This window comes from Roseateles sp. (assembly GCF_046300915.1).
Classification (GTDB): domain Bacteria; phylum Pseudomonadota; class Gammaproteobacteria; order Burkholderiales; family Burkholderiaceae_C; genus Kinneretia.
The window spans coordinates 1-26704 of sequence record NZ_JBKCLH010000097.1 but is presented as its reverse complement, the minus strand read 5'-3'; the positions used below and the strand labels follow the sequence as shown (position 1 = coordinate 26704).

Below are 26704 nucleotides of genomic sequence, written 5' to 3'. Positions count from 1 at the left end.
CCCCAAGACTCATTCGCCATGGACCGCGACAACATCCTCCTCACCCCCGGCCCCCTGACCACCACCCTGCGCACCAAGCTGGCCATGCTCAAGGACTGGGGCTCCTGGGACGCCGACTTCAACGCCCTCACCGCCCGCGTGCGCGGCGAGCTGCTGGACATCCTGCACGCCCGCGACAGCCATGTGCTCGTGCCCCTGCAGGGCAGCGGCACCTTCAGCGTGGAAGCCGCCGTGGCCACCGTGGTGCCGCGCGACGGCCATCTGCTGGTGCTGGACAACGGCGCCTACTGCAAGCGCATGGGCCGCCTGGCCAGCCTGATGGGCCGGCGCACCACCATTGCCAGCCGCTCGGAAGAGGCGCCGGTGGACCCGCTGGAGCTGGAGCGCCTGCTGCTGGAAGACCCCAGCATCAGCCATGTGGGCCTGATTCACTGCGAGACCGGCACCGGCATCGTCAACCCGCTGGCCGAGATCGCTGAGGTCTGCGAGCGCCTGGGCCGTGGCCTGATCGTGGACGCCATGAGCAGCTTCGCCGCCCTGCCCATTGATGCTCGCGCTCTGCGCTTCGACGCCCTGATCGCCGCCAGCGGTAAATGCCTGGAAGGCGTGCCCGGCATGGGCTTTGTCTTCATCCGCCAGGCCATCCTGGACGGCTGCGCCGGCAACAGCCACTCCCTGGCCATGGACCTGCACGACCAGCATGCCTATATGGAACGCACCGGCCAGTGGCGCTTCACCCCGCCCACCCATGTGGTGGCGGCCCTGGCCGAGGCCCTGAGCCAGTACCGCGAGGAAGGCGGCCAGGCCGCGCGCCTGGCGCGCTACCTGGCCAACCAGCGCGTGCTGGTGGAGGGCCTGGCGGCCCTGGGCCTCCAGACCTTTCTCAAGCCCGAACTGCTCTCGCCCATCATCCTCACCTTCCGGGCGCCCGAGCACGCGAGCTATGACTTCAAAGCCTTTTACGCCAGCGCCAAGGCCCAGGGCTTCATGCTCTACCCCGGCAAGCTGACCGAGGTGGAAACCTTCCGCGTGGGCTGCATCGGCGCCATCGGCCCCAAGGAAATGCAGCAGGCCGTGGACGCCATAGGCCGCGCGCTGCAAGGCATGGGCGTGCAGGCCGCGGCCTGAGGCAAGCCCGCCCTCGCCTCCTCACATCGCCACAGAGAACTCATGACACAACAACACTCCGAGCGCCTGCAGGCCGTGGTCTTCGACTGGGCCGGTACCATCATGGACTTCGGCTCGCGCGCCCCCATGGGCGCCTTCGTGCGCCTCTTCGAACGCTTCGGCATCACGCTCACCGTGGCCCAGGCCCGTGGCCCCATGGGTATGGCCAAGTGGGACCATATCCAGGCCCTGGGCCGCCTGCCCGAGGTGGCGGCGCAATGGGAGGCTCGGCATGGCCGCCCCTTCAGCGATGCCGATGTGGACCATCTCTACGAGGTCTTCACGCCCATGAACGCGGCCGTGATCCCGGACTTCGCCGACTTCATCCCCGGCGCCCTGGACACCGTGGCCACGCTGCGCGCACGAGGCCTGAAGATCGGCTCCACCACCGGCTACAACCGCCCCATCATGGAGGTGCTGGCCCCCATCGCCGCACGCGCCGGCTATGCGCCCGACAACCTGGTCTGCGCCGGCGACCTGGCCGCGGGCCGCCCCAGCCCGCTGATGATGTATCGCAGCTTTGCGGACCTGGGCGTGTGGCCGCCGCAGACCGTGGTCAAGGTGGACGACACCGGCGTGGGCCTGGCCGAGGGCCGCAATGCCGGCACCTGGGCCGTGGGCGTGGCCGTCAGCGGCAATGCCGTGGGCCTCTCGCTGGCCGAGTGGCAGGTCTTGCACGCCGACGAGCAGCAGCGCCTGCGCGAGCGGGCCACCGCCCAGCTGATGGCCGAGGGCGCGCATTATGTGGTGGACAGCGTGGCCGAGCTGCTGCCGGTGCTGGAGCAGATCCAGGCTCGCCTGGAGCGCGGCGAGCGGCCCTGACCACGCAAATGGCGCCACAAAGCAAAAGACCCGCCGAGGCGGGTCTTTTGCTTGCTACGTGGCGGAGAGGGAGGGATTCGAACCCTCGGTACGGGGATACCGTACGCCTGATTTCGAGTCAGGTACATTCGACCACTCTGCCACCTCTCCTGAATCGGTGCCTGACGTTCAGCGTTCGCTGTCAGTCAGTGAGTGAAGCCCGTAAGTATAGCGGACTTTTTCACTTCCGCAAAGAATCAGGCGCGCAAGAGCTCCACACCGCCCATATAGGGGCGCAGCACCTCGGGCACGCTGATGCTGCCATCGGCGTTCTGGTAGTTCTCCAGCACCGCGACGAGCGTACGGCCAACCGCCAGGCCCGAGCCGTTGAGCGTGTGCACCAGCTCGTTCTTGCCGGCCGCGTTCTTGAAGCGTGCCTGCATGCGACGGGCCTGGAAGGCGCCCATATTCGAGCAGGAGCTGATTTCGCGGTAGGTGTTCTGCGCCGGCACCCAGACCTCCAGGTCATAGGTCTTGACCGCGCCGAAGCCCATATCACCGCTACACAGCAGCACCGTGCGGTAGGGCAGACCCAGCTTCTGCAGGATGGCCTCGGCGTGCAGGGTCATCTCCTCCAGCGCGGCCATGCTGTGCTCGGGATGCTCGATGCGCACCATCTCGACCTTGTCGAACTGGTGCTGGCGGATCAGACCACGGGTGTCACGGCCGGCGCTGCCTGCTTCCGAGCGGAAGCAGGGGCTGTGGGCCGTGAGCTTGATGGGCAGCTCGGCGGCGTCCAGCACCTGCTCGCGTACGGTATTCGTCAGCGAGATCTCCGAGGTGGAGATCAGGTACTGCTCGGCCGCCTGGTCCTCACCGCCACGCAGCACCCAGAACATGTCTTCCTTGAACTTGGGCAGCTGGCCCGTGCCTTCCAGCACCTCGCGGTTGACGATATAGGGCGTGTAGCACTCGGTGTAGCCATGCTCCTGGGTCTGCACGTCCAGCATGAACTGGGCGAGCGCGCGGTGCAGGCGGGCCACGGGGCCCTTGAGGAAGGTGAAGCGCGAGCCGCTGAGCTTGGCGCCGGTCTCGAAGTCCAGGCCCAGGGGTGCGCCCAGGTCCACATGGTCCTTGATCTCGAAGTCGAAGCTGCGCGGCGCGCCCCAGCGACGCACTTCCACATTGCCCGTCTCGTCGGTGCCGGCCGGCACGCTCTCGTCAGGCAGATTGGGCACGCTCATCAGCATGGCGTTGAGCTCAAGCTGGATGGCTTCCAGGCGCTCGGCGCCGGCCTTGAGCTCATCGGCGATGCCGCCCACCTCGGCCATCAAGGCCGAGGCGTCCTCACCCTTGCCCTTGGCCATGCCGATCTGCTTGGACAGGCTGTTGCGGCGCGACTGCAGCTCCTCGGTGCGGGTCTGCACGCCCTTGCGCTCGGCCTCCAGGGCCTTGTAGCGCTCCACGTCCAGGTAGGGCTGGGGATTCTTGCGGGCATTCAGGCGCGCAATGACCGCATCCAGGTCCTTGCGCAGCAGGGTGATATCAAGCATGGGGTGTCCTTTGTTCGTCGCGATTCTAGAGAAGCAAAACGGCGCCACCGTGTGGGGCGCCGTGCTCATGAAAGGTCAGAGCGCCGGCCTCAAGATCGGGAGGAACTTACTTCGGCCATGGACTTGTCGCCCAAGCCCATGGGCAGAGGGAAGCGCACATGCTCCTCCACGCCCGGCAGGCTGCGAACACTGGTCGCGCCCAGGGCACGCAGGCGCGCGATCACGGCCTGCACCAGCACATCGGGCGCCGAGGCACCGGCGGTCAGGCCCACGCGGGCCCGCCCCTCAAACCATTCCGCCTTCAGGTCTTCGGCCGCATCCACCATATAGCCCGGTGTACCCAGACGCTCGGCCAGCTCTCTCAAACGGTTGCTGTTGGAGCTGGTGGGGCTGCCCACCACGATGACCACATCCACCTGGGGCGCCAGCACCTTGACAGCATCCTGGCGGTTCTGGGTGGCGTAGCAGATGTCCTGCTTCTTGGGCTCGCGCACCTGCGGGAAGTGGTGCTTCACGGCGGACAGGATCTCGGCCGCATCGTCCACGCTCAGCGTGGTCTGGGTCACGACCGCCAGCTTGCTCGGGTCCTTGACGCGCACATGGGGCACGTCCGAGGCCTCCTCCACCAGGTAGATGCCGTCGCTGAGCTGGCCCATGGTGCCTTCCACCTCGGGGTGTCCCTTGTGGCCGATCATGATGAACTCATAACCTTCCTTGCGCAGCTTGGCCACTTCCACATGCACCTTGGTCACCAGGGGGCAGGTGGCGTCGAAGACCGTAAAGCCGCGCTCGGCCGCCTCGCGGCGCACCGCCTGGCTCACGCCATGGGCGCTGAAGACCAGGGTGGCGCCGGGCGGCACCTCGGCCAGATCCTCGATGAAGATGGCGCCGCGCGACTTCAGATCGTTCACCACATAGGTGTTGTGCACGATCTCGTGGCGCACATAGATGGGCGCACCGAACTTGAGCAGGGCCCGCTCCACGATCTCGATCGCGCGGTCCACGCCGGCGCAGAAACCGCGCGGTTCGGCCAGCAGCACTTCCTGGGTCACAGCGCCCGTCATCACAGTACTCCGATCACTTGCACTTCAAAGCTCACCGGCTGGCCGGCCAGCGGGTGGTTGAAATCAAACAGCAGCCAGTCCTCGCCCAGCTCGCGCACCAGACCGGCATAGCTGCCCTGTCCGTCCGGCGTGGGGAACTGCACCACGTCGCCGACGTGGTATTCCTCGTCCGGGTCGCCCAGCTGGCGCAGCAGCGAGAGTTTCACGCGCTGCAGCATCTCGGGATTGCGCTCGCCAAAAGCCTCGCCGGGAGCCAGGTCAAAACGGCTTCGCGCCCCCTCGGGCAGGCCGATCAACCGGGCCTCGATGGCCGGCGCCAGCTCACCCGTGCCCAGGGACAGGGTGGCGGGCTTGTCGTTGAAGGTATTGACCAGGTCCGCGCCATCCGGCCCCGAGAGGCGGTAGTGCAGGGTCAGGAAGGATCCGGCCTGGATAAGATTCTGGGTCATGGTTTGTTCGCTAGACTGCGCGGGATTTTAAGGCCCAGGCCTTGACCCTATTTGTTGTCCCCGCCCAGCGCCCCCAGACCATGCCGCTCGACCACCTGCCGCCCGAGGCCCGACCGCGCGAAAAGCTGCTGGCGCGCGGCCCTGCCGCCCTGGCCGACGCCGAGCTGCTGGCCCTGCTGCTGCGCACCGGCACGGCCCAGCGCCCGGTGCTGCAGCTGGCCCAGGATCTGCTGGACGGCTTTGGCGGCTGGCACGGTCTGCTGCATGCCCAGGTGAGCGACCTTGCCCGCGTCAAAGGCCTGGGGCCGGCCAAGCAGGCCGAGATCGCCGCCCTGCTGGAGATCGCCCGGCGCTCGCTGCGCGCCGAGCTGGCCCAGCGCCCCGTCTTCGACTCGCCCGACGCCGTCAAGCAGTTCCTGCGCCTGCAGCTGGACAGCCATGGGCATGAGGTGTTTGCCGTGCTTTTTCTCGATGCCCAGCATCGCCTGATTGCCCTGGAGGAAATGTTCCAGGGCACGCTCACCCAGACCTCGGTCTACCCACGCGAGGTCGTCAAGCGCGCCCTGACCCTGGGCGCCGCCGCCGTGATCCTGGCGCACAACCATCCCTCGGGCGTGGCCGAGCCCTCGCGGGCCGACGCCCTGCTCACCGAGGCCCTGAGCAAGGCCCTGGCCCTGGTGGATGTGCGGGTGCTGGACCATCTGGTGATTGGCGCCGGCGAGCCCGTCTCCCTGGCCGAGCGGGGGCTGATGTGAACGCCAAGCTGCGTCTGTCCAGCCTGCAGGACCTCAAGGCCTTGCAGCGCGAGCTGCAGCTGGCACGCCGCCTGGCCGAGGAAGAGGCCGAGCGCCGCGCCGCCCAGGCCAGGCTGCTGGCACAGGAGCAGCGCGCCTTCGAGCTGGCCGTGGGAGACGTCACGGCGCTCAAGCCCCAGCACCGCGAGCGGGTGGAGCTTGCGCGCCCCCTGCCCGCGCCCGAGCCCCTGCAGCGCGAGGCCGACGAGCGCGCCGCCCTGATGCAGGCCTTGTCGGACGACTTCGATGTGGACTCCCTGCTGGAGACCGACGAGGCCCTCTCCTTCCGCCGTCCCGAGATCGGGCCGGACACGGTGAAGAAGCTGCGCCGCGGTCACTGGGCCCTGCAGGCCCAGATCGATCTGCACGGCCTGCGCCGCGACCAGGCCCGCGAGGCGCTGGGCAGCTTCATTGTCGAGAGTGCCAAGCGGGGTCTGCGCTGTGTGCGCGTGGTGCATGGCAAGGGCAATGGCTCGCCGGGCCGCGAGCCCGTGCTCAAGAGCCGGGTGCGGCGCTGGCTGGTGCAAAAGGCCGAGGTGCTGGCCTTTGTGCAGGCCCGCGCCAGCGACGGCGGCAGCGGCGCGCTGATGGTGCTGCTGCAGCCGCTCTGAACCCGGCGCGGCTCAGACGTTGCGCATCCAGTCCGCGGGGCCCATGAAGGATTCGCTCAGGCGCCGCTGCAGCTCGGGGTCGAGCTCGCACTCGGCCAGGGCCTGCATCATGCAGGCCATCCACTGATCACGCTCGGCGATGCCGATGCGAAAAGGCATGTGCCGCGCGCGCAGCCGGGGGTGGCCGAAGCGCTCGACAAAGTAGTCGGGCCCGCCCAACCAGCCGCAGAGGAACCAAAAGAGTTTGTCACGCGAGCCTTCGGTCGTGCTGGGATGCAGGGCCCGCAGCGGGGCATAGGCCGGCTCCAGGTCCATCAGATCGTAGAAACGGTCCACCAGGGCGCGCACCGCGGCCTCGCCACCCACCCATTGATAGGCCGTAGTCACACCGGCCGGCACGCCGGTCTTGCTGTCCTGCTGTGTCATGTCGAATCGATCTTCAGCTCAGCAGGCGGGCGGCCAGAGCCTTGATGCCCTGGGCGGCATCGCTGCCCGGGTAGTTTTCCAGCAGCAGATGGCGCTTGAGTACAGCCTGGCGCACGGACACATCGGAACGCACCTCGCCCATCAGGTCCAGCCTGAAGGCCTGACCCGAACCCACGAAGCGCTGCAGCACCTGCTGCAACTGCCCGCAGATCAGCTTGCCCTCACCGGGTCGACCCGCCTGGTTCACCAGCAGGCCCACTTGGCGCCGCCCCTGCTGGGTGGCCAGCACCTTGATGGTGGCATAGGCATCCGTCAGCGAGGTCGGTTCGGGCGTGGCCACCACCAGCACGTCCTGGGCCATGGCCACGGCAAACAGCACCACATCCGAGATGCCGGCGCCGGTGTCCAGCAACACCCAGTCAAAGCGCGGCTTGACCTGTTCAATGATGCTCAGCAGCTTGTCGCGCACCTCGGGCGTGAGGCGGGAATACTCCACCATGCCCGAACCTGCCAGCAGCACCGAGAAACCACCCGGCGCAGGCAGGATGGCCTGATCCAGTGTGGCCTTGTCGGTGAACACATCGTGCAGGGTCAGCTTGGGGTGCAGGTTCAGCACCACATCCAAATTGGCCAGACCCAGATCGGCATCCAGCACCAGCACGCGCTGGCCCTGAGCCGCCAAGGCAGCCGCCAGGTTGGCCGTGACAAAAGTCTTGCCCACGCCCCCCTTCCCGCTTGTGACGGCAAGCGTGCGGGCGCGCAGGGGATGCAGCAGGAGCAGTTGTTGTACTCATTCACTATCCTGTTGCGTTACAGCAAACAACATGCCTCTCTCCTCCGCGCTGACCAGAGAGTCGACGTGAGGTTCCAGACAGGCGCGGTTGCGACCCTCGGCCTTGGCGCGGTAGAGCTGGCGATCCGCCCGCTCAATCCACAGCAAGGGCGAAGACCTCACCCACTGAGGCGCGAAAGCGCCCCCCAAGCTCACGGTGACCTGGAGCTGCTGCCCCGGTGATACCTCAAGCCTTTGATCAGCCACCCGCTCACGCAGACGCTCCGCCACGGTCGCACCGTAGCTGTGCGGACAATTGGGCAGGATGATGGCGAACTCCTCGCCGCCCACCCGTGCCACTGTGTCCATGGGGCGCACGGTCTGGCTGATGGCGCGCGCCACGGCCTGAATGACCAGATCGCCGGCGGAGTGCCCATAGGTGTCATTGACCGCCTTGAAGTGGTCGATGTCCAGCATCAGCAAAAGCGCCGGTTCGCCCGAGCGGGCCACACGGTCCACTTCGCGCGCCAGGGCCATCTCGAAGCTGCGGCGGTTGGACAAGCCCGTCAGCGCATCCTTGCTGGACAGATCGCACAGGGCGTCCAGCACCCCCTGCAACCAGGCCTGGCTGTAGGGTGCAGCCTCGGGCAGCAGTGCACCGGCCTGCTGAAGCAGCTGCAAGGCCGACTCCAGCTGCAGGTCACGGGCGTCAATCGGCAAAGGGGGTGTAGAGGAGGTATCCAAGGCGCTCACGGAGGGAGTCGGGGCAGTCTAGCAGCGAGCAAGTGGGGTCAAGCCGAGAAAAAAGACCAGCACATGCCACCCACTTCGCACTATCTTGGGCAACCGGGCCACAGACACTATCGCAAGATGCAAAATCAAGGCCAATCCGCTTGACGCCGCGGGCCAATCCCCACGACCATCATCGAACAACGCGCAAAAAACATGGCTGGCACTGAATCCATCGACCACGAGTTCAGCTTCAGCCGTGCGGACTTCGACCGCGTACGCCAGCTGATTTACCGCCACGCCGGCATCAGCCTGCACGAGGGCAAGCACGCCATGGTCTACAGCCGGCTCTCGCGTCGCTTGCGCGACACGGGACACCGCAGCTTTGCGAACTACCTGCAGTGGCTGGAGTCCACCACGGGCGCAGAGGCCGAGCAGGAATGGCAGGAATTCGTCAACTGCCTGACGACCAACCTGACCTCCTTCTTCCGCGAGGAACACCACTTCCACGCATTGGCCGATGACCTCAAGCCCCTGGCTGGCAAGCCGGTGCGCGTCTGGTGCTGCGCCGCCTCCACCGGTGAGGAGCCTTACTCCATCGCGATGACCTGCCACGAGGCCCTGGGCGGCAGCGCCTCGGTGCAAATCGTCTCCAGCGACATCGACACCAATGTGCTCAATACCGCCCGCCGCGGGGTTTACAGCGCCGATGCGCGCGGCCTCTCGCAGCAGCGTCTGAAGAACTATTTCATGCGCGGCACCGGCGCCAATGCCGGCCGCATCAAGGTCAAGCCCGAGTTGCAGCGCTGGATTGAGTTCCGCACACTCAACCTCATGGACCAGCAGTGGTCCCTGGGTGAACCTTTCCAGATCGTGTTCTGCCGCAACGTCATGATCTATTTCGACGCTCCCACCCAGCGCAAGGTGCTGGAACGCATCCACCGTGTCATGAAACCGCACGGCCTGCTCTTCGTCGGCCATTCCGAGAACTTCACCGAGTCGCGCGACCTCTTCAGGCTGCGCGGCAAGACGATCTACGAGAAGGTCTGAGCCGTCCCAACGTCCCACACACCGACGAAAGCCTGAACCACCTCATGACTACGTCCCCGTCCCCCGCCAGCCAGTCCGGCCTGAGTCTCAGCAGCGGCGCCGGCGCTGCACGGGTCGCACAGCTCAAGGCCCAGGCGCGCAAGGCCGGCGAGGCCTCGTTCTTCTTCTATGACGCGCACTTCAAGAACGCTGCCGTCAAGGTGCTGCCCGGCGAGTACTTCGTGGACAACGAAGACCTGCTGGTCATGACCACCCTGGGCTCCTGCATTGCCGCCTGCCTCTGGGATCGTCAGGCCCAGGTCGGCGGCATGAACCACTTCATGCTGCCCGAGGGCACGGGCGACTCGGGTCGCTATGGCTCCTATGCCATGGAACTGCTGATCAACGAGATGATGAAGCGCGGCGCCTCCAAGAGCCGCATGGAGGCCAAGATCTTTGGCGGCGGCGCCGTGATCGCGGGCATGAACACCATCAATGTGGGCGAGCGCAACACCAACTTCGTGATGGACTTTCTGAAGCTGGAGCGCATCCCCGTGGTGTCCAAGGACGTGATGGATGTCTATCCGCGCAAGGTCTGTTTTCTGCCGCACAGTGGCAAGGCCATGGTCAAGCGCCTGGCCCCGACAAATACCGAAGCCCTGATCCAGCAGGATCGCAGCGCGGCCCAGAAGGCCCAGCCGGTGGTCGCCACAGGCGGCTCCATCGACCTGTTCTGAGGCGGCGCCCGTTTTCTGGAGTAGTAAAGATGTCAAAGACCAAAGTCGTGGTGGTGGACGATTCGGCCCTGGTGCGCTCGATCCTGACCGAGATCATCAACCGTCAACCCGATATGCAGTGCATTGGCGCCGCGGCCGACCCCCTGGCCGCCCGCGAAATGATCCGCACGCTGAATCCCGACGTGATCACGCTGGACGTGGAAATGCCCAAGATGGACGGGCTGGATTTCCTCTCGCGCCTGATGCGGCTGCGCCCCATGCCCGTGGTCATGGTGTCCACCCTGACCGAGCGTGGCGCCGAGGTCACGCTCAAGGCCCTGGAACTGGGGGCCGTGGACTTTGTGGCCAAACCCAAGATCGGCGTCGCCGATGGCATCCGGGGCCTGGCCCAGGACATCACGGACAAGATCCGCATTGCCTCCAAGGCGCATATCCGCCGCGCGCCCGCCCCGACTCCAGCACCGGCGGCAGGTGGTGCACCGGCGCCGGCCAAGCCCGTCAGCGTGGCCAGCATCGGCCGCCTGTCCACCGAGAAGATCATCTTCATCGGGGCCTCCACCGGCGGCACCGAAGCCACCAAGGATGTGCTGGTGAACCTGCCGGCCGATTGCCCGGCCGTCGTCATCACCCAGCACATGCCACCGGGCTTCACCAAGAGCTATGCGGCCCGGCTGGACGGCCTGTGCAAGATCCGCGTCAAGGAGGCCCAGGACGGCGAGCGCATCCTGCCCGGCCATGGCTATATCGCGCCGGGCGGCATGCATCTGAGCGTCGAGCGCTCGGGCGCCAACTACATCGCCCGCGTGCAGGACGGTGAGCCCGTGAACCGGCACAAGCCTTCCGTCGAGGTCTTGTTCAATTCAGCTGCCCGTGTGGTGGGCCCCAATGCCCTTGGCATCATGCTCACCGGCATGGGCGCCGATGGCGCCAAGGCCATGAAGGGCATGAAGGACGCCGGCTCCTACAACCTGGTGCAGGACGAGGCCAGCTGTGTGGTCTTCGGCATGCCGCGGGAGGCGATCGCCGCTGGCGCCGCTGACGAAGTGCTGCCACTGTCCCAGATTGCACCGCGCCTGATCGAGCGCCTGCGCAGCACCGCAGGCATGTCGCTCAACCGCGTCTGACGCAGAACGCCGGGCCGTGACATAGCTCACGGTCCCGGCCGCAGGCATCCGGACTGCCTCCGGCCTGTCATCTGGGAGCGGCAAGCTGCGCGCCTGCGAACCGCACGCCCGCCGCCATGAATGCCCCGCTCCCCCTGAACTGCCTGTCTCCCCTGCGTGCGCAGACCTTGATGCAGAACGAGCTGCTGAGCACCTTGTTCCAGCCCATCATGCGCTTGGACAAGGGGGAGATCTACGGCCACGAGGCCCTGGTCCGAGGTCCGTCGGGCAGTCACCTGGAGTTCCCTGACGCCCTTTTCGCCGCCGGGCGCCGCGAAGGCCTGAGTGCAGAGTTGGAAATGCACTGCGCGCTGCAGGCCTTGCGCGACTGGTCGGCCCAGGAGCTGCCAGGCAAACTGCTCCTGAACATGAGCGCCTCGGCGTTGGCGCATGCCAGTGCTCCCTCCCAGTGGGCGCGGGGCCTGGAGACCTTGCGCGAACTGAAGATCGCACCCAGCTCTCTGGTGATCGAGCTCACCGAACACGAGCGCGTTGCCGATATCGAGGGACTGCGGCGCACCCTGGCAGGGCTGCGGCGGCACGGGGTTGGCATCGCCCTGGACGACTTCGGAGACGGACGCTCTTCCCTGCGCCTGTGGTCCGAAATCCAGCCCGATCTGGTCAAGATCGACAAGTACTTCAGCCACGAGCTGCCGGCTCATGCCGAGAAGCTGCAGACCTTCCGTGCCCTGCTCCAGCTGGCCGAGACCTTCGGCGCGCAGTTGGTGGCCGAGGGCATAGAAACTGCCGAGGAGCTGCGCGTGCTCCGCGACCTGGGCGTCAGTCACGGTCAGGGATGGTTTCTGGGGCGGCCCGCGGCGAGAGGCCTCACCGCACCGCCGGCGCAGGCCCTCGAAGTGCTGACCAGCAAGGACATCGCCGTGCTGCCCGAGCTGCGGCGCGCCGCGGCCAGCGGCGTCACGGCCGAGCGACTGGTTCTCAAGGCGCCGGCCGTCGCACAGGACTGCAGCCACGAACAGCTCTATCGCTTGTTCGAGGCGCATGAACAGCTTCACGCCGTGGCCGTGATCGACGAGGCAGGGCGCCCGATTGCCCTGGTGGACCGCAGCCAGTTCATCGCCCGTTGGGCCAAGCCCTTCTTCAACGACCTCTACGGCAGGCGCGCCTGCACCCTCTTTGCCAACAGCACGCCGCTCATCGTCGATGCCGACACGGGCATCGAGGCCCTGACCTCGATACTGACCTCGACCGATCAGCGCTATCTCAGGGAGGGATTCATCATCACGCGGCGCGGGCGCTATCTGGGCCTGGGTACGGGCGAGCAGCTGGTTCGCTCGGTGACGGAAGCGCGCATCGAGGCTGCCAGGCACGCCAACCCCCTGACCTTCCTGCCGGGCAATATTCCGCTGAGCCAGCACAGCGACCGCCTGAGCGCCAGCGGCCGCAGCTTTGTGGCGGCCTACGCCGACCTGAACCACTTCAAGCCCTTCAACGACGAGTACGGCTACTGGCGCGGCGACGAGATGATCCGCCTGCTCGCCCGGGTCACCAGCAGCCATTGCGACAGCCAGCGCGACTTCGTGGGCCATGTGGGTGGCGACGATTTCGTGCTGCTCTTCCAGAGCGAGGACTGGGAGCAGCGCTGCGAGGACATCGTGGTGCGCTTCAACGAGCTGGCCCGCGGCCTCTTCGATCCCGAGGCCCTGGAGGCCGGCGGCATCATGGCCGAAGACCGGCACGGCGAGCGGCGCTTTCACCCCTGCACCACCCTGTCCATCGGCGCGGTGCGGGTGGCGCCGGGCAGCCTCGCCCGCTCGGAAGACGTGGCCAGCGCCGCCGCCACCGCCAAGCGCCATGCCAAGCATGGCCAGCTCAGCATCTACGTCATGGCGGCTTGAGCTTCACTCGGCCAGAAAGAGTGACTGGAGGTCGCTGAGAAAATCGAAGCCCAGGGGCGTGGGCGCGAGGCTGGCCGGATCGGGCTGCAGCAGGCCCTTGGCGCGAGCGCGCTCCACGGCGGCGTGGATGCTGCTGGCACCCAGGCCGGTGCGCTCCAGATAGGTGAGCAGCGGCACGCCGTCCTTGAGGCGCAGGGCATTGAGCATGAACTCGAAGGGCAGTTCGGCCGCACCCACCTCGTGCTCGTTGGACACGGCCTGGCCTTCCAGGGCCTTGGTCATATAGGCTGCCGGCTCACGCCAGCGCACCTGGCGCAGGATGCGATGGGCAAAGCTGAGCTTGCTGTGCGCGCCCGCGCCAATGCCCAGATAGTCGCCGAACTGCCAGTAGTTCAGGTTGTGGGCGCAGCGATGGCCGGGCCGGCCATAGGCCGAGACCTCGTAGCGCTCCAGGCCCGCAGCGCCCGTGCGGGCCGTGATCAGGTCCAGCATCTCGCTGGCCAGGTCCGGGTCCGGCAGATGCTCGGGCGGCCGGCTCGCGAACATGGTGTTGGGCTCGATGGTCAGGTGGTAGACCGAGAGATGCGGCGGCGCATAGGCCAGTGCCGTGTCCAGCTCCAGGGCCAGGTCTTGCAGGCCCTGACCCGGCAGGGCATACATCAGGTCGATATTGAAGGTCTCGAAGCAGCTCGCCGCCTCACTCAGGGCGGCGCGGGCCTGCTCGCTGCTGTGCACCCGGCCCAGGCGTTTGAGCTGGGCATCGTCAAAGCTCTGCACCCCCACCGACAGGCGCGTGACACCCGCCTCGCGGAAGCCCTTGAAGCGCTCGCGCTCGAAGGTGCCGGGGTTGGCCTCCAGGGTGATCTCGCAGTCCGCCTCCAGGCGCAGGCGCGCCCGCAGGTCCGAGATCAGCTCAGCGATCTGCTCAGGCGCGAACAGGCTGGGAGTGCCGCCGCCGATGAAGATGCTCACCACCGTACGCCCCCAGATCAGGGGCAGGGCCGCTTCCAGATCGGCGCGCAGGGCCGCCAGGTACTGGCGCGCCTGCTCGGCGGGCAGCTCGCGCCCCTCGCGCCACTCATGCGAGTTGAAGTCGCAGTAAGGGCATTTGCGCAGGCACCAGGGCAGGTGCACATAGAGGGAGAGTGGGGGCAGCGCCGTCAGGCTCAGCTGCCCGGGGCGCATCAGCTTGATGATCTCGGCCATGGTGGGTACTGCGGGGGCCGGGCTCAGCCCAGATGCCAGGCCTCGCGCATCTGCTTAAGCAGATCCACCGAGGCCAGGGCCCGGTGACTCAGCGCGTTCTTCTGCGCGGCCGAGAGCTGGGCGACGCTCGCGCCCAGCGCGGGGATGAACATCAGCGGGTCGTAGCCGAAGCCGCCCTCCCCTTGCGCCGCCCGCAGGATCTCACCCTGCCAGCGGCCCATGGCGATCAGGGGCTCGGGGTCCTCGGCCGAACGCACGGCCACCAGGGCGCAGACAAAGCGCGCGCGGCGATCGGCGAGATCAGCCATCTTCTCCAGCAGCACCGCATTGTTCTCGGCATCGCTCTTGGGCCGGCCGAAGAGCGTGGCATAGCGGGCCGAGAGCACGCCCGGCGCACCGCCCAGGGCCTCCACGGCCAGGCCCGAATCGTCGGCCAGGGCTGGCAGGCCGCTGGCACGCGCCGCGTGGCGGGCCTTGGTCAGCGCGTTCTCCACAAAACTCTCGAACGGCTCCTCGGCCTCGGGAATGCCCAGCGAGCCCTGGGTCACCAGCTCCACGCCCAAGGGCGCGAACAGGGCCTGCAGCTCGCCGAGCTTCTTGGCGTTGTTGGAAGCCAGGACGATCTTCATGCCGCCAGCGCCGCCTTCTGCGCGGCCAGCAGTTCGCCGATGCCCTTCTCGGCCAGGTCCAGCAGCGCGTTCATCTCGGCGCGCGTGAAGGCCACGCCCTCGGCCGTGCCCTGCAGCTCCACAAAGCCGCCAGCACCGGTCATCACCACATTCATATCGGTGTCGCAGGCGGAGTCCTCGGTGTACTCCAGGTCCAGCAGGGGCACGCCGTCCACGATGCCCACCGAGATGGCAGCCACCGCGTCCTTGATGGGCGAGGCCGTGATCTTGCCCTGGGCCAGCAGCCAGCTCACCGCATCGTGCGCAGCCACATAGGCGCCGGTGATGGCGGCGGTGCGGGTGCCGCCGTCGGCCTGGATCACATCGCAGTCCAGCGCAATGGTGCGCTCACCCAAGGCGCCCAGATCAAACACGCAGCGCAGGGAGCGTCCGATCAGGCGCTGGATTTCCTGGGTGCGGCCGCTCTGCTTGCCGCGGGCGGCCTCGCGGTCACCGCGGGTGTGGGTGGCACGCGGCAGCATGCCGTACTCGGCCGTGACCCAGCCCTCGCCGGAGCCGCGCTTGTGCGGCGGCACTTTCTCTTCCACCGAGGCGGTGCACAGCACCTTGGTCTCGCCAAACTCCACCAGCACCGCACCTTCGGCATAGCGGGTGTAGTGGCGGGTCAGGCGCACGGGGCGCAGTGCATCGGCCGCACGGCCACCGGCGCGCAGCGCCGCTTCGTTCTTGCTCATGAAATCCTGGTCCTCAATTCAGCTGTTCTTGCGGCCGCGCTGCACGATGGTCTCGCGGATCTCGCGCACCGTGCGCTCGATCTCCTCATCGTCCAGATGCCCCTCGGCACCGGCGGCCTGTATGGTGGAGGCAAAGCCCTCATCACCCAGATGCTGGGTGGAAACACTGTCGTCAGGCTCGTCCTCGCCTTCCCACTCCAGTGCCAAAGCCGTGACATTGTCGCAGCGGGCGCCGCCAAGGCGCAGCGCCTGCTCCACCAGCTCCGGCACCGCGTCGGTAATCACACGCTCACCCATATGCGTGACGATCTCGGTCTCGGGTACCACGCTCCACAAGCCATCGGAGCACAGCAGCACCCGATCCCCTGGTACCAGAGCCAGCGGGCCGCTCACGTCCACCATGGGCTTGCCCGGGCTGCCCAGACAGGTGAAGAGCACATTGCGGTTGAATCGCTCCGAGCCCGGCGTGCTGCGACCCAATGCCTCCTGCAACTCGGAATAAGAGTGGTCGCGAGTGCGCGCAATCAGCTGGCCACCACGCACCATATACAGGCGGGAATCACCGCAATGTGCCCAGTAGATCTTGCCTTCCTGCAGCAGACAGGCCACCACGGTCGTGCGGGGCGTGTCGCTGAGCCCTTGCTGTGCGCCGTACTGCAGCAAGGTCTGATGGGCGATCAGCACCCCATCCTGCAGAAAGCGGGCCGGGTCCTTGAGCTTGGGGCGGGCATCACGCTGAAACAAGGCCGCCAGGGTGTGCAGCGCGATCTGGGCCGCCATCTCGCCCTCGGGATGCCCTCCCATGCCATCGGCCACCGTGAACAAGCCTGCCTCACGGGTGTAGCAATAACCCATGCGGTCTTCGTTCTTCTCGCGCCCCCCGCGCCGGCTGACCTGATACACCCCAAACTTCACGCGCGCTCCCGCTTCGGCGCCAGCGCCGCATGTTCAGGCCCTGTACGAGCCAAGATATCGACCATCCCCAAGCCCAGGCACATCAGGCCTTGGCTCCGGACTTGAGGTTCTCCAACTGCAGCTTGAGCCGCTCGCTGAAACTCAGCTTGGTGTAGCGACGCTCCGTCTCCCGCGCCAGCTCCTTTTGCAGGGCAAACACGCTCTGCGGCCGGGCCAAGGGATCCAGGGCCATGCACCACTCCGTCACTTCCAGCAGATTGTCCGAATAGACATTGCGCAGACGAGAGAGGCTCAAGGCCAGGCGGTCCTTTTCAAGACGCTGCGGTGCGTCATTCGGCGGATAGCCCTGCATGCAGGCATAGATGCAGGCGCCGATGGCGTAGATGTCGGTCCAGGGGCCTAGCGAGCCGTCGCGGCGGTACATCTCGGGCGCGGCAAAGCCTGGGGTGTACATGGGGCGGATGAAATTGCCTTCCTTGCTCAGCACCTCGCGCGCCGCGCCGAAGTCCAGCAGAACCGCCTTGTTCTCGTTGGTGATCAGGATATTGGCGGGCTTGATGTCCAGATGCAGCATCTTGTGCTGGTGCACGATGCGCAAGCCGCGCAGGATCTCATCGAAGAGACTGCGTATGGTGGACTCGCGGAAGACCTTGTCGCGCTTGAGATCGCGCGCGGTGACGATGAAGTCCTGCAGGGTATCGCCCTGCAGATAGTTCATCACCATGTAGACGGTTTCGTTCTCGCGCAGGAAGTTCAGCACCGAGACCACGCTGGGGTGCGAGATCTGAGCCAGGGAGCGGCCTTCCTCGAAAAAGCTGCGCAGCCCGAGACGATAGAGCGGCTGCTTCTCGGGCTTGACGCGCGGCGTCAGCTCGCCCGGCGAGCGCTCGGCCAGCGACGAAGGCAGATACTCCTTGAGAGCCACCAAGTGGTGCTCGGGATCTTCGGCGAGATAGACCACACCGAATCCGCCTGCCGCGAGCTTCTTGATGATCTGGTAGCCCCCAACTACCGTACCCGCCGGCAGGGGTGCCGGTTTCGGCTTTGACATAATCGACCGCGTCTTCTTTAGCTCTACCGATTGCTTAATGCCAGTCTACAGCATGACGGGTTATGCCAGCGCCAGCTCGCAACCCGCCTCCCAGGGGGAATCCGGTGCCGCCCCCGCCGCCAGCGTGACGGTGGAACTGCGCTCGGTCAACGGGCGCTTCCTGGATCTGGGCTTTCGCATGCCCGAGGATCTGCGCGGACTGGAACCCGCCCTGCGCGAGCTGATCGGCGCCGCCTTCAAGCGCGGCAAGATCGAACTGCGCATCAACACGCAGCGCGAGTCCGAGAGCAGCTGGCCCCAGCCCCAGCCCGAGCAGCTCAACCGCCTCTCGCGCCTGGAGTCCACCGTGCAGGGCTGGCTGCCGCAGGCTCGTCCCTTGAGCGTCAACGAGGTGCTGCATTGGTGCAAGAGCGGCGGCGCCAGCGAGAAGCTGGACGAGGCCACACTGGAAGCCGCGCGCGCCTGCGTCGCCGGCCTGGCCGAGGCCCGCGAGCGCGAGGGCGCCAAGCTGGTGGCCGTGCTGATGGAGCGCATCGCCCGCCTGCGCGAGCTGGCCCAGCAGGCCGAGCCCCTGGTGCCGGCCGTGGTGCAGCGCCAGCAGCAGCGCTTTCTGGAGCGCTGGCAGGAGGCCCTGGCCAGCACCGGCGCCACCCAAAGTGTGCCCCAGGAGCAGTTGCAGGAGCGCGCGCTCAACGAGGCCGCGGCCTATGCCATCCGCATCGATGTGGCCGAGGAACTCGCCCGACTGCGCGCCCATCTGGACGAGATCAGCCGCCTGCTCAAGAAGGGCGGCGAGATCGGCAAGCGCCTGGACTTCCTGATCCAGGAACTGCACCGCGAGGCCAATACCCTGGGCTCCAAATCCGCCGCACTGGAGCTCACCAATGTCTCGGTGGAGATGAAGGTGGCCATCGAGCAGATGCGCGAACAGGTGCAGAACATCGAGTAATCCACAGCCACCCGCCCGGTCCTGCGCCGGGCGGCCTGCGCGCCTCGGTTAAAATTGCCAGGGAAATCATGGGTTTAGGCCGCTTTGGCCATCGCCCAGGCCCCAACCGACGCGCCACGAGCGCCCTTTCATGGAATATCCCGGCAATCTCTTCGTCGTCGCCGCTCCCAGCGGCGCCGGCAAATCCAGTCTGGTCAAGGCCTTGCTGGAGCTCGACGCCAAGCTGGCCGTCTCCGTCTCGCACACCTCGCGCGCGCCACGCGGACAGGAACAGCATGGTCGCGAATACTGGTTCATCACGGCCGAGGAGTTCCGCGCCAAAGTCGAGCACGGCGACTTCTTCGAATGGGCCGAGGTGCACGGCAATCTCTATGGCACCTCGCGTGCCGGCATCGAGAAGCGCCTGGCCGATGGCGAGGACGTGGTGCTGGAGATCGATTACCAGGGCGCGCTGCAGATCAAGCAGCTTTTCCCCCACGCGGTGCTGATCTTCATCCTGCCGCCCAGCTGGGAGGAATTGATGCAGCGCCTGAACCGCCGCGGCGATACCGCGCCCGAGGTCATCGCCCAGCGCATGGCCAATGCACGTGTGGAGGTGGCCCAGGCCCAGCACTTCGATTTCGTGGTGGTCAATGCGGTGTTCGACACCGCGGTTTTCGACCTCAAGACCATCGTCCACGCACAGCGGTTAAAATACGCCGCTCAGCGCCGCAACCGGTCCACCGTGTTCCGTGCGCTTGATCTCCCCTGAACCACAAGACCTGGAAACTGCCATGGCCCGCATCACCGTCGAAGATTGCCTGTCCAAGATCCCCAACCGCTTCCAGCTGGTTCTGGCCGCCACCTACCGCGCTCGCATGCTGAGCCAAGGCCACACCCCCAAGATCGAGAGCAAGAACAAGCCGGGCGTGACCGCGCTGCGCGAGATCGCCGCCGGTGAAGTCGGCGTCGAGATGCTGCGCAAAGTGCCGGTCTGAGCCTTCGAGTCCCCGGCTTGGCGGTGCTGCGGCACCGCCGCAGCCACCAAAGGGCGCCCACCTGGGCGCCCTTTGTCTTTGGGCAGGCTCGTGCGCTGACAGCATCGGTTAAATTCGCGTCATGGGTTTTCGATCGTTTGCCGCCTCCTTGCCTGCCGCACTGACCGGTCTTTCCGGCACGCGGCCCGTCTTGCGCAGCCCAGCTGAGCCTACGCCGGCCGAAGCGGCCTCCTTTGATGCCCTGGTACAGCGCCTGGCCTACCTGCCCAAGGCCGACATCAAGCGCATCCGCGAGGCCTACAAGTTCGCGGACGAGGCGCATCTGGGCCAGTTCCGCGCCAGCGGCGAGCCCTACATCACCCACCCCATCGCAGTCGCCGGCATCTGCGCCGAATGGCGCCTGGATGCCCAGGCCATCATGGCGGCTCTGATGCACGATGCCATGGAGGACTGTGGCGTCACCAAGACCGAGCTGATCGAGCGTTTCGAGGCGCCCACCGCCGAGCTGGTGGATGGTCTGACCAAGCTGGACAAGCTGCAGTTCTCCACCCGCGAGGAATCCCAGGCCGAGTCCTTCCGCAAGATGCTGCTGGCCATGGCCCGCGATGTGCGAGTCATCCTGATCAAGCTGGCCGACCGTCTGCACAATATGCGCACCATGCAGGCCATGGCGCCCGACAAGCGCCGCCGCATCGCGCGCGAGACGCTGGACATCTACGCTCCCATTGCCCACCGACTGGGCCTCAATCAGATCTACCGTGAACTGCAGGAACTGTCCTTCAGCTTCATCAATCCCTGGCGTCATGCCGCTTTGCTCAAAGCGGTGAGCAAGGCGCGCGGCAATCGCCGCGATCTGGTGGCTCGCATCGAGCGTGATGTGGTGAAGGCCTTTCACGAGGCCGGCATCAAGGTGGAGATCCAGGGTCGCGAGAAGACTCTGTTCTCCATCTACAAGAAGATGCGCGAGAAGCACCTGAGCTTCGCCCAGGTCAGCGACATCTTTGGTTTTCGCATCATCGTGGACGAACTGCCGGGGTGCTACCTCTCCCTGGGCGTGCTGCATCAGCTCTACAAGCCCCAGCCCGGTCGCTTCAAGGATTACATCGCCATCCCCAAGCCCAATGGCTACCAGAGCCTGCACACCACCCTGGTCAGCCCCCTGGGCACGCCGGTGGAGTTCCAGATCCGCACCGAGACCCAGCATCTGGTGGCCGAGAAAGGAGTGGCGGCGCACTGGATGTACAAGACTCGGGCCGACGGGCAGACCACGCAGCAGCTGGGTGCTCACTGGCTGCAGTCACTGATCGACATCCAGGACGAGACGCGCGACGCCAACGAGTTCCTGGAGCATGTGAAGATCGACCTCTTCCCGGATGCGGTCTATGTCTTCACGCCCAAGAGCAAGATCATGGCCCTGCCCAAGGGCGCCACGCCGGTGGACTTTGCCTACGCCATTCACTCCGATGTGGGCGACCATTGCGTGGCGGCCCAGATCAATGGCGAGCCCGTGCCGCTGCGCACCGAGTTGCGCAGCGGTGATGTGATCGAGATCGTCACCGCCGCGGGTGCCCGCCCCAATCCGGCCTGGCTCAGTTTTGTACGCACCGGGCGCGCCCGCTCCAAGATCAGACACTTCCTGAAGAACCTGGAGCAGGAAGAGTCACGCGATCTTGGCGAGAAGATGCTGGCCCAGGCCTTACGGGCCGAGGGCTTGTCCCTGCCCTCGCTGGATGACGAGGATCAAGATGCCGCCCAGCTCTGGCAGCAGCTCGCCCGCTGGGCCGGGAACCGGCAGGTGGACGAGCTGCTGATCGAGGTGGGCCTGGGCCGCAAGATCGCCTCCATCGTGGCCAAGAAGCTGGCCCGCATGCTGGCCGAGCAGGGCCAGCGCCCCGACGCCGTGATGCTGAGCATGGGCCGCTTCGTGGCTGCCGAGGATGCCCCCACCCAGGGCACGGTGCTGCTGGATGGCAGCGAGGGCGCCTCGGTGCGCCTGGCCCCCTGCTGCCGCCCGATTCCCGGCGATGAGATCCGCGGCTATCTGGGCCGCGGCGAGGGCCTGATGGTGCACACCGCCGAATGCGCGGTAGGCCGGCGCCTTTACCAGCGCGATGCCGAACACTGGATCGCGGTGAGCTGGGCCGAGGAGCCGAGCCGCAGCTTCGAGGCCGGCGTGGCCGTGCTGCTGCAAAACGGCAAGGGCGTGCTGGCCCAGGTGGCGCAGGCGGTGAGTGCGGCCGAAGCCGACATCACCCACATCTCCATGAGCGACGAGTCCCAGCAGCGCGAAACCGCCGAGATGAGCCTGCTGCTCTCGGTGCGCGACCGCCTGCACCTGGCCGATGTGCTGCGCACCCTGAAGCGCAGCCCCGCGGTGCTGCGCGCCTGGCGCATCAAGCCGCAGGCCTGAGACTGAGATCTAGGCCCCTCCGTCGGCTTCAACCCTTGGGCGCGGGGTAGCGCACCTCCAGCACTTCCAGCTTCTCGATGCCGCCCGGCGTCATCAGCTGCACCTCATCGCCCTCGCGAGCCTTGAGCAGGGCGCGTGCGATGGGCGAGATCCAGCTCACCTCGCCCTGCAGGCTGTCGCTCTCGTCGATGCCCTTGATCGTGATGGTGCGCTCCTCGCCGCGGCTGTTGGCATAGGTAACGGTGGCGCCGAAGAAGATCTGCTCGCTGCCGTGATGCAGGCTGGGATCGGCCACCTCGGCAATGTCCAGACGCTTGGTCAGAAAGCGCAGGCGGCGGTCGATCTCGCGCAGGCGCTTCTTGCCGTAGAGGTAGTCGCCGTTCTCCGAGCGGTCGCCGTTCTTGGCGGCCCAGGACACGATCTCGACGATCTTGGGCCGCTCCACATCCAGCAGGGCCATGAACTCCGCGCGCAGCCGCGCATAACCCTCGGGCGTCATGTAGTTGCGCGTGCCCTGCGGCAGGGGCGGCAGGCCGACCTCGTCGCCCTCGTCCTCGTCCTGATGCGTGCTTTCCTTGGTGAATGCCTTGCTCATGACGTGTATTGTGTCGCGAGACCCTGGCCCCTTTTGCGGAGAGCGCGCGCATGAGCACAGCAGGCCCCCTGGCGGGATATCGCGTGATCGAGTTTGCCGGCATCGGCCCCGGCCCCTTTGCCGGCATGCTGCTGGCCGATCTGGGCGCCGATGTGGTGCTGATCGAGCGTCCCGCGGCCCAGCGCAGCCTGGGCGGCGGCGGCGCACTCAACCGCGGCAAGCGCTCGGTCTGCCTGGACCTCAAGCGCCCCGAGGCCCGCGACGCCGCCCGCGCCCTGGTGCTGGGGGCTGACGCGCTGATCGAGGGCTATCGCCCCGGCGTGATGGAGCGCCTGGGCCTGGGCCCGACGGACTTCGAGGCGGCACATCCGCGCCTGGTCTATGGCCGCATCACCGGCTGGGGCCAGAGCGGCACACTGGCCCAGACAGCCGGCCATGACATCAACTACGCCGCGCTCAGCGGCGCCCTGTCCATTGCCAGCCGCCGCGGCGTGGCGCCCAGCCTGCCGGCCACCATGCTGGGCGATCTGGGTGGCGGCGCACTATTTCTGGTGATCGGCCTGCTCAGCGCCCTGCTGGAGGCCCGCCGTAGCGGCCGCGGCCAGGTGGTGGATGCCGCCATCGTGGACGGCTTGAGCTGCCTCAGCGCCCTGCTGCTGAGCCTGCGCGGCCAGGGCCTGTGGCAGGACGATCCCGCGCAGAACTTCTTTCTGCACGAGTCGCCCTTCTACGACTGCTTCGAATGCGCAGACGGCCGCTACCTGAGCCTGGGCGCCATCGAGCCGGCCTTCTACCGCGAGCTGCTGCTGCGCCTGGAGCTGGGCGACGAAGACCCGTCTCGCCAGTACGACACGGTCGACTGGCCGCGCCTGCGCGCCCGGGTGGCACAGCGCCTGCGCGAGCGCACGCGCGACGAATGGGTGAGTCGCTTCGAGGGCAGTGATGCCTGCGTGGCCCCGGTGCTGAACCTCGCCGAGGCTGCCGCCCACCCTCACCAGCGCGCAAGAAGCAACCATGTCGAGATCGATGGTCAATTGCAAGCATGCGCTGCGCCGCGCTTTTCGCGCAGCGCCATCCGCGCTCCCCAGGCAGCCCCCCTGCCGGGGCATGACGGCATGGCCCTGCTACTTGAGGCGGGCCTCACCCCCGAGCAAGTTCAATCTCTGCTCGGTGACGACACTGCCAGCGGGCACTGAAGCAAGAAGTTCAAAGAAAAACGGGTCAGCCCCCCTGAGGAACTGACCCGTTTCAAATATGGCGCGGCTGGCAGGATTCGAACCCACGACCCCTTGGTTCGTAGCCAAGTACTCTATCCAACTGAGCTACAGCCGCACGACTTTTACTTCACTTCAACTTCGGCCAGCGCCTCGTCGTGGTGAGGCATTGACCTGAATGAATCCCGAAAGCACCCCGGATGACTCCGGGATTCCCTCGATATTCTGGCGCGGCTGGCAGGATTCGAACCCACGACCCCTTGGTTCGTAGCCAAGTACTCTATCCAACTGAGCTACAGCCGCACGACAAAACGATCACATCTTCTTCGGCCAGTATCTCGTCGTGGTGAGACATTGACCTGATTTGAATTCCGAAAGCACCCGGGATAACTCCCCGATCCCCTCGATATTCTGGCGCGGCTGGCAGGATTCGAACCCACGACCCCTTGGTTCGTAGCCAAGTACTCTATCCAACTGAGCTACAGCCGCCGAAGCCCTCAACTATAGCACGCATTGCTTTGTCATGACCAGTATTTGAAGAATTTCTTCATGGGCCGGCTTAGTGCAAGGTGGCGGCAGCCTCAAAGCAGCGCGCGCGGCGCTCGGCATCGCTGTCGCGCTTGGCGAGCTCGGCCAGGCTGAGCCAGCTGCGGCGGCGCGCTGCCACCGGCAGGCCGCGATCCTCGGCGGCTTGCTCCAGGGTCAGGCGGGCCTTGCCCCAAAGCTGTCGCTCGGCCAGCACATGGCCCAAGGCATAAGCCAGATGCGCGTCGCGCGGAAAGCGCTGCACGGCCGATTCCAGGCGCTGCAGCCATTCGGGGCCCAGACCCGGCAGGGCTACGACCAGAGACTCGGCCAGCACGGCGCGCTCATCATTGCCCAGCTCATCCAGCTGATCCCAGAAAGGCCGCAACCAGCCGCGTCCATCCTCGGGCGCCCCCAGCCGGGCCGCGCACTGGGCTGCACGCCCCGCCACAAAGACATCCCGACGATCGGAAGCATCGAGCTGCTGCCAGACCTGGCGCAGCTGGTCCACATCGCGGGCCCCGTCCAGGGCCTCAAAGGCCAGCGAACGCAGCAGCCCCTGTGCCGCCACCTTGGAAAAACCCTGATGCTTGGCCAGCAGGCGCGCCGTGCGCAGGGCATCCAGCGGATGCTTGGCCAGACGCGCCGCCTGCAAGCGCAGGCGCAGGGCCTGGGTACGACGCGCCACGCCCGGCCCCAGTTCCGCGAGCAATTCCAGCGCGCGCGGTGCATCGCGATCATCCAGAGCCCATTCGGCCGCCAGCAGACGAGCGCCCTCTTCCGAGGCCTTGGCCTGGGGCTCGTTGCGGGCCAGATCCAGCGCCAGCTTCAGCTGCTCATCACGTCGGCGCTTGTCCTGCAATCGATGCGCGCTTTGGGCCGCGAGCAGATGGCCCAGCACCATGAAGGCTGCATCCGGCTGCTCGCCGGTCTGGGCCTGGATGTTGAGGGCGCGCTGCACCGCCTTCTGGGCCCGCCCGTAACGGGCGCCGAAGAACTCCGCCAGGGCTTCGCGCAGGGCCAGCTGGGCGCTACGCTCGCGCTGGGCCAGCCGCCACTCGCGGGCGCGGCGGGGCAGGCTGGTCAGGGCGTTGACCGTATGGATCATGGTGACCAAGGCGAAACAGCTGCCCACCAGCACCAGCAGAAAGAGATTGAGCGAGACGTCGAGCCGCCAGCCCTTCCAGTAGAAGCTGGCCAGGCCGTCATTGCTGCCCAGGGTCAGTGCGGCCACCACGGCCGCGGCGAAGAGCAGCACCAGCCAGATGATTGTGCGCATGCGCCCTCCCCTCAGCGGCCGCCGGCCGCGGCGGCAAGAGCCGCCAGCGTGTCGTCCGGACGCGGCACGCTGACCTGCCGGGCCTGCCCTTGAACCTGGCGCAGCAGTTCCGCGGCGTTCTGGACCTTGCGGGAACGGCCATCGAAATAGCGCTCCAGCAGCTGTAAGGTCTCGCGAAGATCGCCCTGGGCCGTGTCGTACTGACGACTGAGCAAGGCCAGGCGAGCGTTGAGCAGCCGCAGCTTGAGGTTCTCACGCAAAAAGAACGCCTGTTCAGGCGCCAGCAGCATGGCCTCGGGGTGGTCGATGCGACTGACGCGCAGCAGCGACTTGGCCTCGGCCCAGGCCTGGGCACTCCACAGACGCCAGCGCTCGCCGGTTGCGCTCAGCCACTGCTCCATCAGTCCCTCGGCGGCGGATGCGGCCACGCCGGGCGGCCGGGCCGCCGCAGCCGGCGCCGCCGCACGCGCCGCGCGCGGCGCGCCCGTGGCGTCCGGACCGGACTTGTCAGCCATGGCCAGCAAAGGCAGCTCGTCCAGCAGGCGTACCACCTCGTCCAGACGTATGGCCAAAGTGGAGACATCAACCACGCTCACGGCGCGAACCCGGTCCAGATCCCGCACCACCGCGCGACGAACGCCCTCCAGGCGCGGCTGCTTGTAGCGCTGCAGACGCTCATCGGCCTGCCGCAGGGCGGCCACCAGGGGCTCGGCACTACCGGTGATGCTGGTTTGCTGCAGGGCCACGCGCAGCGAGGCCTCGATATCCCCGATCACGTTCTCATCGCGCGAGCGCGACATGGACTGGATCAACTCCTCCAACTGGCCACGCTGCAGCGCGACTTCCGCCAAACGTGCCTCCAGCAGGGCCGTCTTGGCAGCGGTATCCCGGGTCAGGTCTTGCGCTTGGCGCGCCAGATTGCGGGCCTCGCTGGCCTCGCCCTGGCTCGCTGTCTGGCGCCGAACCAGCTCCTGCTCCAGTTCTTTGAGACTGGCCTGGCCTTGCCAGGCCAGTCCCAGGGCGGCCAGGGACAGCACGGCCAGGCCGAGCGCCACGGGTGGCAACC

Annotated in this window: 27 protein-coding genes and 4 tRNA genes; 13 read left to right on the top strand and 18 right to left on the bottom strand. The window is 66.8% G+C overall.

Annotated elements, in window-relative coordinates; all coding sequences use genetic code 11:
- Positions 1–18: 18 nt before the first annotated feature.
- Both ACK5F2_RS07370 and phnX read left to right on the top strand, forming a co-directional pair.
- A complete protein-coding gene (locus ACK5F2_RS07370; protein ID WP_409863825.1) occupies positions 19–1128 on the top strand; it encodes a 2-aminoethylphosphonate--pyruvate transaminase in 1110 nt (369 codons plus the stop codon).
- A gap of 42 nt (positions 1129–1170) precedes the next feature.
- Entirely contained in the window at positions 1171–1989 is an 819-nt protein-coding gene (phnX, locus tag ACK5F2_RS07365) for a phosphonoacetaldehyde hydrolase (RefSeq protein ID WP_409863822.1), read from the top strand.
- A 59-nt stretch (positions 1990–2048) separates the two neighbouring features.
- Here phnX and ACK5F2_RS07360 read toward each other — a convergent pair.
- The 4 genes from ACK5F2_RS07360 to ACK5F2_RS07345 all read right to left on the bottom strand — a co-directional run bounded on the left by ACK5F2_RS07360 (position 2049) and on the right by ACK5F2_RS07345 (position 5034).
- Positions 2049–2139: transfer RNA gene (locus ACK5F2_RS07360), tRNA-Ser, on the bottom strand.
- 86 nt (positions 2140–2225) lie between these two features.
- Positions 2226–3521 carry a serine--tRNA ligase gene (gene serS, locus ACK5F2_RS07355; protein ID WP_409863821.1) on the bottom strand — a complete coding sequence of 432 codons (1296 nt, stop codon included), beginning with the start codon at positions 3519–3521 and terminating at the stop codon, positions 2226–2228.
- An 89-nt stretch (positions 3522–3610) separates the two neighbouring features.
- The gene (ispH, locus tag ACK5F2_RS07350) at positions 3611–4585 is read right to left on the bottom strand and encodes a 4-hydroxy-3-methylbut-2-enyl diphosphate reductase (RefSeq protein ID WP_409863820.1); all 975 of its coding nucleotides are present in this window, start codon (positions 4583–4585) and stop codon (positions 3611–3613) included.
- Positions 4585–5034 (bottom strand): peptidylprolyl isomerase, encoded by a 450-nt coding sequence (locus tag ACK5F2_RS07345; RefSeq protein WP_409863819.1) that lies wholly within the window; start codon positions 5032–5034, stop codon positions 4585–4587. Before ACK5F2_RS07345 ends, ispH begins: the two co-directional genes overlap by 1 nt.
- 80 nt (positions 5035–5114) lie before the next feature.
- Here ACK5F2_RS07345 and radC point away from each other — a divergent pair, with 80 nt between their 5' ends.
- Together radC and ACK5F2_RS07335 are read left to right on the top strand one after the other, a co-directional pair.
- Complete coding sequence (radC, locus tag ACK5F2_RS07340; protein WP_409863818.1) at positions 5115–5789, top strand: RadC family protein; 675 nt, start codon at positions 5115–5117, stop codon at positions 5787–5789.
- Positions 5786–6439: a Smr/MutS family protein gene (locus ACK5F2_RS07335; protein ID WP_409863816.1), complete on the top strand. Its 654-nt coding sequence runs from the start codon at positions 5786–5788 to the stop codon at positions 6437–6439. Before radC ends, ACK5F2_RS07335 begins: the two co-directional genes overlap by 4 nt.
- A 12-nt stretch (positions 6440–6451) precedes the next feature.
- Here the strand turns inward: ACK5F2_RS07335 and ACK5F2_RS07330 are convergent, their stop codons facing one another.
- From ACK5F2_RS07330 to ACK5F2_RS07320, 3 genes are read right to left on the bottom strand one after another with little or no spacing between them, the layout of a single operon-like run.
- Positions 6452–6865 (bottom strand): group II truncated hemoglobin, encoded by a 414-nt coding sequence (locus ACK5F2_RS07330; protein WP_409863815.1) that lies wholly within the window; start codon positions 6863–6865, stop codon positions 6452–6454.
- Positions 6866–6878: 13 nt separating this feature from the next.
- Positions 6879–7646, bottom strand: a complete 768-nt coding sequence (locus ACK5F2_RS07325) for a MinD/ParA family protein (RefSeq protein ID WP_409863823.1) — start codon at positions 7644–7646, stop codon at positions 6879–6881.
- 9 nt (positions 7647–7655) lie between these two features.
- Positions 7656–8381, bottom strand: a complete 726-nt coding sequence (locus tag ACK5F2_RS07320; protein WP_409863813.1) for a GGDEF domain-containing protein — start codon at positions 8379–8381, stop codon at positions 7656–7658.
- Between the two features lie 201 nt (positions 8382–8582).
- Here ACK5F2_RS07320 and ACK5F2_RS07315 point away from each other — a divergent pair, with 201 nt between their 5' ends.
- The 4 genes from ACK5F2_RS07315 to ACK5F2_RS07300 all read left to right on the top strand — a co-directional run bounded on the left by ACK5F2_RS07315 (position 8583) and on the right by ACK5F2_RS07300 (position 13154).
- Positions 8583–9416 (top strand): CheR family methyltransferase, encoded by an 834-nt coding sequence (locus ACK5F2_RS07315; RefSeq protein ID WP_409863812.1) that lies wholly within the window; start codon positions 8583–8585, stop codon positions 9414–9416.
- A gap of 44 nt (positions 9417–9460) precedes the next feature.
- Positions 9461–10132, top strand: coding sequence for a chemoreceptor glutamine deamidase CheD (gene cheD, locus ACK5F2_RS07310; RefSeq protein WP_409863811.1), 672 nt, complete (start codon positions 9461–9463; stop codon positions 10130–10132).
- 29 nt (positions 10133–10161) lie between these two features.
- Positions 10162–11256 (top strand): chemotaxis response regulator protein-glutamate methylesterase, encoded by a 1095-nt coding sequence (locus ACK5F2_RS07305; protein ID WP_409863809.1) that lies wholly within the window; start codon positions 10162–10164, stop codon positions 11254–11256.
- A gap of 116 nt (positions 11257–11372) precedes the next feature.
- Positions 11373–13154, top strand: a complete 1782-nt coding sequence (locus tag ACK5F2_RS07300; RefSeq protein WP_409863808.1) for an EAL domain-containing protein — start codon at positions 11373–11375, stop codon at positions 13152–13154.
- Positions 13155–13157: 3 nt separating this feature from the next.
- On the opposite strand, the gene hemW is transcribed toward ACK5F2_RS07300, so the two are convergent.
- From hemW to ACK5F2_RS07275, 5 genes are all read right to left on the bottom strand, one after another.
- On the bottom strand, positions 13158–14360 hold the full coding sequence (hemW, locus tag ACK5F2_RS07295; RefSeq protein WP_409863806.1) for a radical SAM family heme chaperone HemW: 1203 nt from the start codon (positions 14358–14360) through the stop codon (positions 13158–13160).
- Between the two features lie 23 nt (positions 14361–14383).
- Entirely contained in the window at positions 14384–14989 is a 606-nt protein-coding gene (rdgB, locus tag ACK5F2_RS07290) for an RdgB/HAM1 family non-canonical purine NTP pyrophosphatase (protein WP_409863805.1), read from the bottom strand.
- Positions 14986–15723: a ribonuclease PH gene (gene rph, locus ACK5F2_RS07285; RefSeq protein ID WP_409863804.1), complete on the bottom strand. Its 738-nt coding sequence runs from the start codon at positions 15721–15723 to the stop codon at positions 14986–14988. Before rph ends, rdgB begins: the two co-directional genes overlap by 4 nt.
- Before the next feature lie 18 nt (positions 15724–15741).
- Positions 15742–16638 (bottom strand): PP2C family protein-serine/threonine phosphatase, encoded by an 897-nt coding sequence (locus ACK5F2_RS07280; protein ID WP_409863803.1) that lies wholly within the window; start codon positions 16636–16638, stop codon positions 15742–15744.
- A gap of 82 nt (positions 16639–16720) precedes the next feature.
- Positions 16721–17689: a serine/threonine protein kinase gene (locus tag ACK5F2_RS07275; protein ID WP_133604128.1), complete on the bottom strand. Its 969-nt coding sequence runs from the start codon at positions 17687–17689 to the stop codon at positions 16721–16723.
- Positions 17690–17726: 37 nt separating this feature from the next.
- Here ACK5F2_RS07275 and ACK5F2_RS07270 point away from each other — a divergent pair, with 37 nt between their 5' ends.
- The 4 genes from ACK5F2_RS07270 to ACK5F2_RS07255 all read left to right on the top strand — a co-directional run bounded on the left by ACK5F2_RS07270 (position 17727) and on the right by ACK5F2_RS07255 (position 22025).
- Positions 17727–18638: a YicC/YloC family endoribonuclease gene (locus tag ACK5F2_RS07270; RefSeq protein WP_409863801.1), complete on the top strand. Its 912-nt coding sequence runs from the start codon at positions 17727–17729 to the stop codon at positions 18636–18638.
- A gap of 130 nt (positions 18639–18768) precedes the next feature.
- Complete coding sequence (gene gmk, locus ACK5F2_RS07265; protein WP_133604130.1) at positions 18769–19389, top strand: guanylate kinase; 621 nt, start codon at positions 18769–18771, stop codon at positions 19387–19389.
- 22 nt (positions 19390–19411) lie between these two features.
- Complete coding sequence (gene rpoZ / locus ACK5F2_RS07260) at positions 19412–19615, top strand: DNA-directed RNA polymerase subunit omega (protein WP_133604131.1); 204 nt, start codon at positions 19412–19414, stop codon at positions 19613–19615.
- A 121-nt stretch (positions 19616–19736) separates the two neighbouring features.
- Positions 19737–22025, top strand: coding sequence for a RelA/SpoT family protein (locus ACK5F2_RS07255; RefSeq protein WP_409863799.1), 2289 nt, complete (start codon positions 19737–19739; stop codon positions 22023–22025).
- Positions 22026–22053: 28 nt separating this feature from the next.
- Here ACK5F2_RS07255 and greB read toward each other — a convergent pair whose 3' ends face one another.
- Complete coding sequence (gene greB / locus ACK5F2_RS07250) at positions 22054–22620, bottom strand: transcription elongation factor GreB (protein ID WP_409863797.1); 567 nt, start codon at positions 22618–22620, stop codon at positions 22054–22056.
- A 50-nt stretch (positions 22621–22670) separates the two neighbouring features.
- On the opposite strand from greB, the gene ACK5F2_RS07245 reads away from it, so the two are divergent.
- The gene (locus ACK5F2_RS07245; protein WP_409863796.1) at positions 22671–23816 is read left to right on the top strand and encodes a CaiB/BaiF CoA transferase family protein; all 1146 of its coding nucleotides are present in this window, start codon (positions 22671–22673) and stop codon (positions 23814–23816) included.
- Between the two features lie 59 nt (positions 23817–23875).
- On the opposite strand, the gene ACK5F2_RS07240 is transcribed toward ACK5F2_RS07245, so the two are convergent.
- The 5 genes from ACK5F2_RS07240 to ACK5F2_RS07220 all read right to left on the bottom strand — a co-directional run bounded on the left by ACK5F2_RS07240 (position 23876) and on the right by ACK5F2_RS07220 (position 26702).
- Positions 23876–23952 (bottom strand) — tRNA-Arg (locus tag ACK5F2_RS07240).
- A gap of 108 nt (positions 23953–24060) precedes the next feature.
- Positions 24061–24137 (bottom strand) — tRNA-Arg (locus tag ACK5F2_RS07235).
- A 109-nt stretch (positions 24138–24246) separates the two neighbouring features.
- A tRNA-Arg gene (locus tag ACK5F2_RS07230) sits at positions 24247–24323 on the bottom strand.
- A gap of 70 nt (positions 24324–24393) precedes the next feature.
- Positions 24394–25638 carry a heme biosynthesis HemY N-terminal domain-containing protein gene (locus ACK5F2_RS07225; RefSeq protein WP_409863795.1) on the bottom strand — a complete coding sequence of 415 codons (1245 nt, stop codon included), beginning with the start codon at positions 25636–25638 and terminating at the stop codon, positions 24394–24396.
- Between the two features lie 11 nt (positions 25639–25649).
- Complete coding sequence (locus ACK5F2_RS07220) at positions 25650–26702, bottom strand: uroporphyrinogen-III C-methyltransferase (RefSeq protein ID WP_409863794.1); 1053 nt, start codon at positions 26700–26702, stop codon at positions 25650–25652.
- Positions 26703–26704: the final 2 nt, after the last annotated feature.